The organism is Longimicrobium sp. (assembly GCF_036280135.1).
GTDB lineage: Bacteria > Gemmatimonadota > Gemmatimonadetes > Longimicrobiales > Longimicrobiaceae > Longimicrobium.
Genome location: NZ_DASURI010000593.1, coordinates 1 through 6,276 on the forward strand (window position 1 = coordinate 1; position 6,276 = coordinate 6,276).

Annotated in this window: 14 protein-coding genes; 2 read left to right on the forward strand and 12 right to left on the reverse strand. The window is 69.8% G+C overall.

Features of this window, described 5'->3' with window-relative positions; translation table 11 throughout:
* Positions 1 to 308, forward strand: a 308-nt coding sequence (locus VFZ20_RS19125) for an integrase core domain-containing protein (RefSeq protein ID WP_329685532.1), incomplete at its 5' end; no start/stop codon positions are given.
* A 171-nt stretch (positions 309 to 479) separates the two neighbouring features.
* Complete coding sequence (locus tag VFZ20_RS19130; protein ID WP_329685533.1) at positions 480 to 2,735, forward strand: BamA/TamA family outer membrane protein; 2,256 nt, start codon at positions 480 to 482, stop codon at positions 2,733 to 2,735.
* A 130-nt stretch (positions 2,736 to 2,865) separates the two neighbouring features.
* On the opposite strand, the gene VFZ20_RS19135 is transcribed toward VFZ20_RS19130, so the two are convergent.
* From VFZ20_RS19135 to VFZ20_RS19190, 12 genes are all read right to left on the reverse strand, one after another.
* A complete protein-coding gene (locus VFZ20_RS19135; protein ID WP_329685534.1) occupies positions 2,866 to 3,000 on the reverse strand; it encodes a hypothetical protein in 135 nt (44 codons plus the stop codon).
* A gap of 57 nt (positions 3,001 to 3,057) precedes the next feature.
* Entirely contained in the window at positions 3,058 to 3,213 is a 156-nt protein-coding gene (locus VFZ20_RS19140) for a hypothetical protein (protein WP_329685535.1), read from the reverse strand.
* A gap of 29 nt (positions 3,214 to 3,242) precedes the next feature.
* Positions 3,243 to 3,386: a hypothetical protein gene (locus tag VFZ20_RS19145; protein ID WP_329685536.1), complete on the reverse strand. Its 144-nt coding sequence runs from the start codon at positions 3,384 to 3,386 to the stop codon at positions 3,243 to 3,245.
* A gap of 26 nt (positions 3,387 to 3,412) precedes the next feature.
* Positions 3,413 to 3,565, reverse strand: coding sequence for a hypothetical protein (locus VFZ20_RS19150; RefSeq protein ID WP_329685537.1), 153 nt, complete (start codon positions 3,563 to 3,565; stop codon positions 3,413 to 3,415).
* Between the two features lie 16 nt (positions 3,566 to 3,581).
* Positions 3,582 to 3,734, reverse strand: a complete 153-nt coding sequence (locus VFZ20_RS19155; protein WP_329685538.1) for a hypothetical protein — start codon at positions 3,732 to 3,734, stop codon at positions 3,582 to 3,584.
* Positions 3,735 to 3,759: 25 nt separating this feature from the next.
* On the reverse strand, positions 3,760 to 3,912 hold the full coding sequence (locus tag VFZ20_RS19160; protein WP_329685539.1) for a hypothetical protein: 153 nt from the start codon (positions 3,910 to 3,912) through the stop codon (positions 3,760 to 3,762).
* Between the two features lie 14 nt (positions 3,913 to 3,926).
* Positions 3,927 to 4,067 carry a hypothetical protein gene (locus tag VFZ20_RS19165; protein ID WP_329685540.1) on the reverse strand — a complete coding sequence of 47 codons (141 nt, stop codon included), beginning with the start codon at positions 4,065 to 4,067 and terminating at the stop codon, positions 3,927 to 3,929.
* A gap of 76 nt (positions 4,068 to 4,143) precedes the next feature.
* On the reverse strand, positions 4,144 to 4,287 hold the full coding sequence (locus VFZ20_RS19170; protein ID WP_329685541.1) for a hypothetical protein: 144 nt from the start codon (positions 4,285 to 4,287) through the stop codon (positions 4,144 to 4,146).
* Between the two features lie 74 nt (positions 4,288 to 4,361).
* Positions 4,362 to 4,511: a hypothetical protein gene (locus VFZ20_RS19175; protein ID WP_329685542.1), complete on the reverse strand. Its 150-nt coding sequence runs from the start codon at positions 4,509 to 4,511 to the stop codon at positions 4,362 to 4,364.
* A 159-nt stretch (positions 4,512 to 4,670) separates the two neighbouring features.
* Positions 4,671 to 4,832: a hypothetical protein gene (locus tag VFZ20_RS19180; protein WP_329685543.1), complete on the reverse strand. Its 162-nt coding sequence runs from the start codon at positions 4,830 to 4,832 to the stop codon at positions 4,671 to 4,673.
* Between the two features lie 69 nt (positions 4,833 to 4,901).
* Positions 4,902 to 5,027 (reverse strand): hypothetical protein, encoded by a 126-nt coding sequence (locus tag VFZ20_RS19185; RefSeq protein ID WP_329685544.1) that lies wholly within the window; start codon positions 5,025 to 5,027, stop codon positions 4,902 to 4,904.
* Between the two features lie 35 nt (positions 5,028 to 5,062).
* Complete coding sequence (locus tag VFZ20_RS19190) at positions 5,063 to 5,203, reverse strand: hypothetical protein (RefSeq protein ID WP_329685545.1); 141 nt, start codon at positions 5,201 to 5,203, stop codon at positions 5,063 to 5,065.
* Positions 5,204 to 6,276 lie beyond the last annotated feature (1,073 nt).

The window sequence follows — 6,276 nt, forward strand, 5'->3', positions numbered from 1 at the left end:
GTGTTCAGTACGCGTCGAACGAGTACCGAGAGCTGCTGGAGGCGCAGAAGGCGGTCGTCAGCATGAGCCGCAAGGGCAACTGCTGGGACAACGCGGTAGCGGAGAGCTTCTTCGCAACCCTGGAGATCGAGCTGATCGAGGACGCGCACTGGGAGACGCGCACAGAAGCGAGGCGAGCGATCTTCGAGTTCCTGGAGGTGTGGTACAACCGCCAGCGCCGGCACTCCAGCTTGGGGTACCTGACGCCGGCGGAGTTCGACAAGCGGCTTTTGGAAGCGACGCGCGCGACGCTTCCAAAAGCCGCTTGATCCCCCACTAACCCGGTGTCCTTGCAATCGGGGCAGATCCAGCGTTTGAAGTACTCTGCTGCCTCTGCTCCCTCTGCGTGAGAAATCAGTTCCCATGAAACACGCGCGGGGGGTGCGGCGTACGCAGACGCGCCAACCGAAGTGTTCCCCCCGGAATCCGGTTTTTCTCCCATGCTACTGACCGCCGCCCTGGCCGCTTTGCTCCAGGGCACGCCCGCCGCGCCTCCGGCGGCTCTTCCGCAGGACACCGCCTCCGCCTACCTGGACCCGACCGCCCGCTCGCTCGTGGCGGGCGCGCGCGAGCGCAGGCAGCGCGTGGAGCGCACCATCGACCTGTACCGCGTCACCGCGCGCGAGCGCGTGTACGCCGGCCTCAACGCCGCCAGCCGCGACCGCACGCTCTTTGGCCGCGAGATGGCCGTGCGCATCGAGTGGCGGCGCGACCAGACGGGCAACGTGCGCGTGCTGGGCGCGCGCGAGGCCTCGCCCGCCGCCAGCCGCGGCATCGAGGTCCCCGAGAACCTGCAGAGCGAGGTCACCGACCTGGCGTTCGACCCGGACCAGCTGCAGCTCAACCTCTTTGCCTTTGGCGCGGGCGACCGCGACGACGACGAGCAGCGCGCCGAGGGCGTGCGCACCCGCCGCGACAGCACCGGCGCCCGCGTCTCCGTCGACAGCCGGCGTGACACGGCCGGCGTCACCATCAACGTCGAGACGGGCCCGCCCATCGACCCGCTGCTCCCCGGCAGCGAGGCGCACTACCGCTTTCGCTCCGGCGACACGACGACCGTGCGCCTGCCCGACGGCTCGCGGTTGCGGCTCATCCAGCTGGAGATCATCCCCCGCCGCCGCGACTTTCGCCTGCTGCGCGGCACCCTGTGGATCGACGAGCAGACGCACGGCGTCGCCCGCAGCGTGCTGAGCACGGCGCGGGCGTTCGACCTGCGCCGCGACGCGGGCGACGACATCCCCCGCGTGGTGAACACCTTTGGCGCCATCCGCGCGGAGGTGCGCTACGTCACCGTGGAGTACGCCCTGTTCCAGGGCCGCTACTGGCTGCCGCGCCTGGTGGCCGTGGACGCGCAGGCCAACCTGGGCATCCTGGCCGGCGTGCCCGTGCGCTTCGAGCGCAGCTACGCCGACTACGAGGTAGAGGCGTCGCCCACGCCGCAGCAGGCCCCCGTCTCCGTGCTGGCCCAGCGCGACACCACCGCCGCGCGCGTCTGCGAGGAGCAGGCAAAGGCGGCGGGCGAGACGTGCGAGTGCAGCAACGGCCGGTGCCAGCGCTGGCGCGTGGAGGTGCCGGCCGACACGGCCGCCCTGCTCGCCAGCGCCGACCTGCCGCCGCCCCTGGCCGAGGGCAACGCCCGGCTCATCACGGGCGAGGAGGTAGAGTCGCTGGCCCGCGTGCTCACGCCGTCGCTGGGCCGCATGGGCGACTTCGCGCCCGAGCTCACGACGGGCTTCACCGCCCTGCGCTACAACCGCGTGGAGGCGCTCTCCGCCGGCGTGCGGGCCGACGTGGCGTGGGGGCCGCTCACCCTGGGCGGCGAGGCGCGCCTGGGCGTGGGCGACCTGGAGCCGTCCGCCACGCTGGGCATCACGCGCGAGTCGCTGGGCCGGCGCACGCGGCTGGCCGGCTACCGGCGCCTGTCCGCGTTCGATCCGCAGAGCCGCGCGCTGGGGCTGGGCGCCTCGCTCAACGCGCTGGTGCTGGGCCGCGACGAGGCCGACTACCTGCGCGCCAGCGGCGCGGAGCTCACCAGCGAGCCCGTGCGCGCGGGCCGCTGGTCGTACGCGTGGCGCCTGTTCGGCGAGCACCAGCACCCCGTGAGCCGCACCACGCAGGTCAGCCTGGCGCGGGCGTGGGACGAGGAGCCGTTCCGCGGCGTGCGTCCGGCGGACCGCGCGGACCAGGGCGGCGCCTCGCTGGCCCTGTCGCGCGCCTTTGGCTCGGACCGCAGCGCGGCGCGGCTGAACGTCGGTACGTGGGTGGAGGGCCAGGCCGGCACCTTCGAGTACGGCCGCGGCCAGGCCACGGCGCGGCTGACGGTGCCGTCCCTGGGCCGCTTTGCCCTGGCGCTGGAGACGGCCGCCGGCACCACCACGGGCGACGTTCCCCTGCAGGGGATGTGGTACCTGGGCGGGGCCAGCACCGTGCGCGGCTACGAGGGCGCGCTGCTGGGCGGCGAGTCGTTCTGGCGCGCGCGGGGCGAGGTGGCCACGCCGCTGCCGGCCGCGCGCCTGGTGCTGTTCAGCGACGCGGGCTGGGCGGGGGCGCGCGACGCGTGGGACTTTGATCCGCCGCTGCTCTCGGCCGGCGTGGGCGCCAGCTTTTTGGACGGGCTGATCCGCGTGGACCTGGCCCGGGCCCTTCGCTCGCCCACGGGGTGGCGGGTGGACCTGTACCTGGACGGCTCGCTGTGACGGCCTGAACGGCGGGTTACAGGGGACAGGGGACGGCCGGCAACGGCAGTCTCCCGCCCGAACGAGAACGGGGAGCCCGATGCGGGCTCCCCGTTCTTTGTTTCGCTTCATCGATGCTTCGGGCCCCGGATCAGGGCGGGCAGTCGAAGCAGCGGGTGTTGGGCGTGGGATCGTCCGTCGTCGGCTGGCTCTCCTGGAAGCCGCCGAACGTCGTGTCGAACGACGTCACCACCAGGTCCTCGGGGTTCAGCACGGGCTTTTCCATCTTCGCTCCTTTCGAGGAAAGGGTGCCGGCGGATCGACGTCGTCCGCCAGCCGCGGATCAGTAGCAGTCGAGCGTGCGCGGCGGGCAGATGAAGCAGCGCGTCGCCGCCGTGGGATCCGTCGTCGGAGCGATGATGTCGGGCGAGACGTACGCGCTCGTCGTATCGAACGACGTGACCGCGAGGTCTTCCAGGTTCAGCGTGAACTTGTCCATGTTCGCCTCCTCGTGTGGGGTGATGGGGGTTACCAGCAGTTTGCTTCCGTCGCCAGCGGGCACCAGTCGCAGTACGTCTGCGCCGTGGGATCGTTGGTGTGGGGCAGCTGGACGGCGCTCGTCGCGGCGGTCTCAAACGAAGAGACCCGCAGGTCGGCAAGGCGCAGCTTCATCGGGTTTGTCCTCTCGGAAAGCCGTTTTACCAGCAGCCGGAATCGCTCGCGCAGATCTCGCACATCGTGGCCGCCGTGGGCGCGCCGGTCTCGTTCGGGAGAAGGGTGACCATGGACTGGACGGCCGCCTCCTCCGTCTGGAACGACACCACCCGCAGGGCTTCGGGGTTCAGCTTCATCGTGCTCTCCGGGAGGTCAGCAGTTGTCGGTGTACACGGGGCACACTTCGCAGTAGCTCATGGCCGTGGGGTTGTCCACGTCGGGCGACTGCATCTGCCCCGGGGCCATGCGGCCCGTCTCGAACGACGAGACGGCCAGCTCCTCCAGGTCCAGGCGGGACGTCTTCATGGGCACGCTCCGGTTCGACGCGGGATCAGGCGCAGTCGTACGTGATGGGCGGGCAGATGAAGCACCGCGTGGCCGGCGTGGGGAAGGCCGTGCACGTGCCCGTCGCCAGGACGGCCTCCGTCTCGGCGTCCGTCACGTCGAACGAGATGACTTCGAGCTCTTCGGGGTTCAGCTTCATGACGTCCTCCTGGCTCAGGGGCAGGTAAAGGTGGGCTCCGGGCACCAGCGGCAGCGCGTGGCCGGCGTGGGATCGTTGGTGGGCAGCAGCTCCGTGTCGGTCTCCTGCGTGGGGAACGACTCCACCGTCACGTCGTCCGCGTTCAGCTTGAGCATGGGACAGGCTCCGGGAAGGGGGATGAACGGCGCGGCATGGACAGGCTGCCTGCCCATGCCGCGCGGCGGGACCGGCTCAGACGCAGTCCGACGTGGCCGCCGGACACCAGCCGCAGCGCGTACCCGGCGTGGGCTCGTCCAGCGTGGGGAGCATCACGATGTCGCCGTCCTGCGTGTGAAACGACTCCACCGTCACGTCGTCGGCGCTCAGCTTGAGCATGGGGACAGGCTCCGGGAACGGGAGTGAAACCGGCGCGGCATGGACGCGTGCCCACGCCGCGCGGCGGAACCGGCTCAGACGCAGTCCGACGTGTAGCCCGGGCAGTGGTAGCAGAACGTGGCCGGCGTGGGCTCGTTGGGATTGTCGATGGTGGGCAGCGTCTTGTCGGCGATGGTGCTGGTGGTGAACGACGTCACTTCCAGATCGGAGAGCTTGAGCGCCATGACTTCCTCTTTGTGTTGTTCGGTGGCGGATTACGTGCGCGTGCTGGAATATGCACAAACCAGCGTGAAAGGCAAGCGGCACCACTGCGACGATTCGGCCCCGCCACCTCCCCGGAGGGGAGACGGCGGGGCCGGATCGTCATTCACCCGGCGAACGGCTCAGTAACAGTCGTTCGTGCGCACGGGGCAGACGTAGCAGTGCGTGGCCGCCGTGGGATCGGCCGGGCTGATGATGATCGTGTCGATGCCCGGGAGGGTCGTGGACCCGGTGGCGAACGACGTCACTTCCAGCTCACTGAGGTCCAGCTTGGGCTTTTCCATGCGAATCCGTCCGTTTACGTGAGGAGTGACCGCCGCACCGCGGCGGGTAACGTCAGGCCCTGCCGTCCATCAGTCGCAGACGAAGCAGCGCGAGTCCGGCGTGGGAAAGCCCTGGTCCACCGTGACGGGCGCGTACGCCGACAGCTCGTCCGTCTCGAACGAGACGATCTCCAGCTCTTCGGGATTCAGCTTCATGGCAGTTCTCCGGGTGGTGTGGAAACGGGGCTCGCTCAGTCGCAGACGAAGCAGCGCGAGTCCGGCGTGGGGTCCGTGGGCCGCTGGGGCCCGACGGTGGTCGCGGCGAGCGCGTCGGCACCGCCCGGCTCCGTGGGGAATGACACGATGTCCAGCTCTTCGGGGTTGAGCTTCATGACGGGTGCTCCGCGTACGGGTTCCGCCCGGTCCGGCGGACCGGGGCCTGTTGGAGAATGCTCCTGAAGATGCAGAAAGGTGCGTGAAACGCAAGCCTCTCTGCGTGCACGTTTCGCTTCCTGTATCCCTGCGGCGCATCTTCCGGAGGAGTGGCCCGCGCGCAACCTGAACGCGCGTCGGACTTTGGACGCGACGCCCGCGCGCGCCCCCTCCGGGCTCGCGGAGCTCGCCCACCTCCCCCAAAAACTCCTGGGGGAGGTTGAGCTGTGCTTCATCTGGAGCGAAAGGACCTTCTCCCTCGACACCCCGCGAAAGAGCGTCATCCCGAGGGAGCGCCCGTGCGCAAACTGAACGCGCATCAGCCTTTGGGCGCGATCGAAGGATCTTGTGTGCGAAACTCGGAGGCGGAAGCCGTGCACGAGAGTCGCCGCAGAGCTTCGCGGGCAAGATCCTTCGCCGCCGACATCGACCACGCGCGGGCAGGCATCGCGCGGCGGCTCCTCAGGATGACGCTCCTGGCGGAGGAGGCGTTCGGACGACTCCTCTCCTCCAGGCGAAAGGGTGTCATCCTGAGTCATTCGGCGCTGCGCGCACCCTGCGGATGAAAGCCACCGCAGTTCAACCTCCCCCAGGGGTTTTGGGGGAGGTGGGCGAGCTCCGCGAGCCCGGAGGGGGCGCTCGCGCGGAGGCTGCCACAAGCTCCCGAGCCTGCACTTTCTATTCAGGGAGCGCACGCGTGCAACCTGAACGCGCATCAGCCTTTGCGCGCGATCGAAGGATCTTGTGTGCGAGACTCGGAGGCGGAATCCGTGCACGCGAGTCGCCGCAGAGCTTCGCGGGCAAGATCCTTCGTCGCCGCCATTGACCACGCGCGGGCAGGCATCGCGCGGCGGCTCCTCAGGATGACGCTCCTGGCGGAGGAGGCGTTCGGACAACTCCTCTCCTCCAGGCGAAAGAGTGTCATCCTGGGTCATTCGGCGCTACGCGCACCCTGCGGGATGAAAGCCACCGCAGTTCAACCTCCCCCAGGGGTTATTGGGGGAGGTGGGCGAGCTCCGCGAGCCCGGAGGGG

What these genes read in the sequence shown, in the direction of transcription:
- VFZ20_RS19130 (WP_329685533.1), top strand. Translation starts at nt 480, where the DNA reads ATGCTACTGACCGCCGCCCTGGCCGCTTTGCTCCAGGGCACGCCCGCC.
- VFZ20_RS19135 (WP_329685534.1), bottom strand. Translation starts at nt 3,000, where the DNA reads ATGGAAAAGCCCGTGCTGAACCCCGAGGACCTGGTGGTGACGTCGTTC.
- VFZ20_RS19140 (WP_329685535.1), bottom strand. Translation starts at nt 3,213, where the DNA reads ATGGACAAGTTCACGCTGAACCTGGAAGACCTCGCGGTCACGTCGTTC.
- VFZ20_RS19145 (WP_329685536.1), bottom strand. Translation starts at nt 3,386, where the DNA reads ATGAAGCTGCGCCTTGCCGACCTGCGGGTCTCTTCGTTTGAGACCGCC.
- VFZ20_RS19150 (WP_329685537.1), bottom strand. Translation starts at nt 3,565, where the DNA reads ATGAAGCTGAACCCCGAAGCCCTGCGGGTGGTGTCGTTCCAGACGGAG.
- VFZ20_RS19155 (WP_329685538.1), bottom strand. Translation starts at nt 3,734, where the DNA reads ATGAAGACGTCCCGCCTGGACCTGGAGGAGCTGGCCGTCTCGTCGTTC.
- VFZ20_RS19160 (WP_329685539.1), bottom strand. Translation starts at nt 3,912, where the DNA reads ATGAAGCTGAACCCCGAAGAGCTCGAAGTCATCTCGTTCGACGTGACG.
- VFZ20_RS19165 (WP_329685540.1), bottom strand. Translation starts at nt 4,067, where the DNA reads ATGCTCAAGCTGAACGCGGACGACGTGACGGTGGAGTCGTTCCCCACG.
- VFZ20_RS19170 (WP_329685541.1), bottom strand. Translation starts at nt 4,287, where the DNA reads ATGCTCAAGCTGAGCGCCGACGACGTGACGGTGGAGTCGTTTCACACG.
- VFZ20_RS19175 (WP_329685542.1), bottom strand. Translation starts at nt 4,511, where the DNA reads ATGGCGCTCAAGCTCTCCGATCTGGAAGTGACGTCGTTCACCACCAGC.
- VFZ20_RS19180 (WP_329685543.1), bottom strand. Translation starts at nt 4,832, where the DNA reads ATGGAAAAGCCCAAGCTGGACCTCAGTGAGCTGGAAGTGACGTCGTTC.
- VFZ20_RS19185 (WP_329685544.1), bottom strand. Translation starts at nt 5,027, where the DNA reads ATGAAGCTGAATCCCGAAGAGCTGGAGATCGTCTCGTTCGAGACGGAC.
- VFZ20_RS19190 (WP_329685545.1), bottom strand. Translation starts at nt 5,203, where the DNA reads ATGAAGCTCAACCCCGAAGAGCTGGACATCGTGTCATTCCCCACGGAG.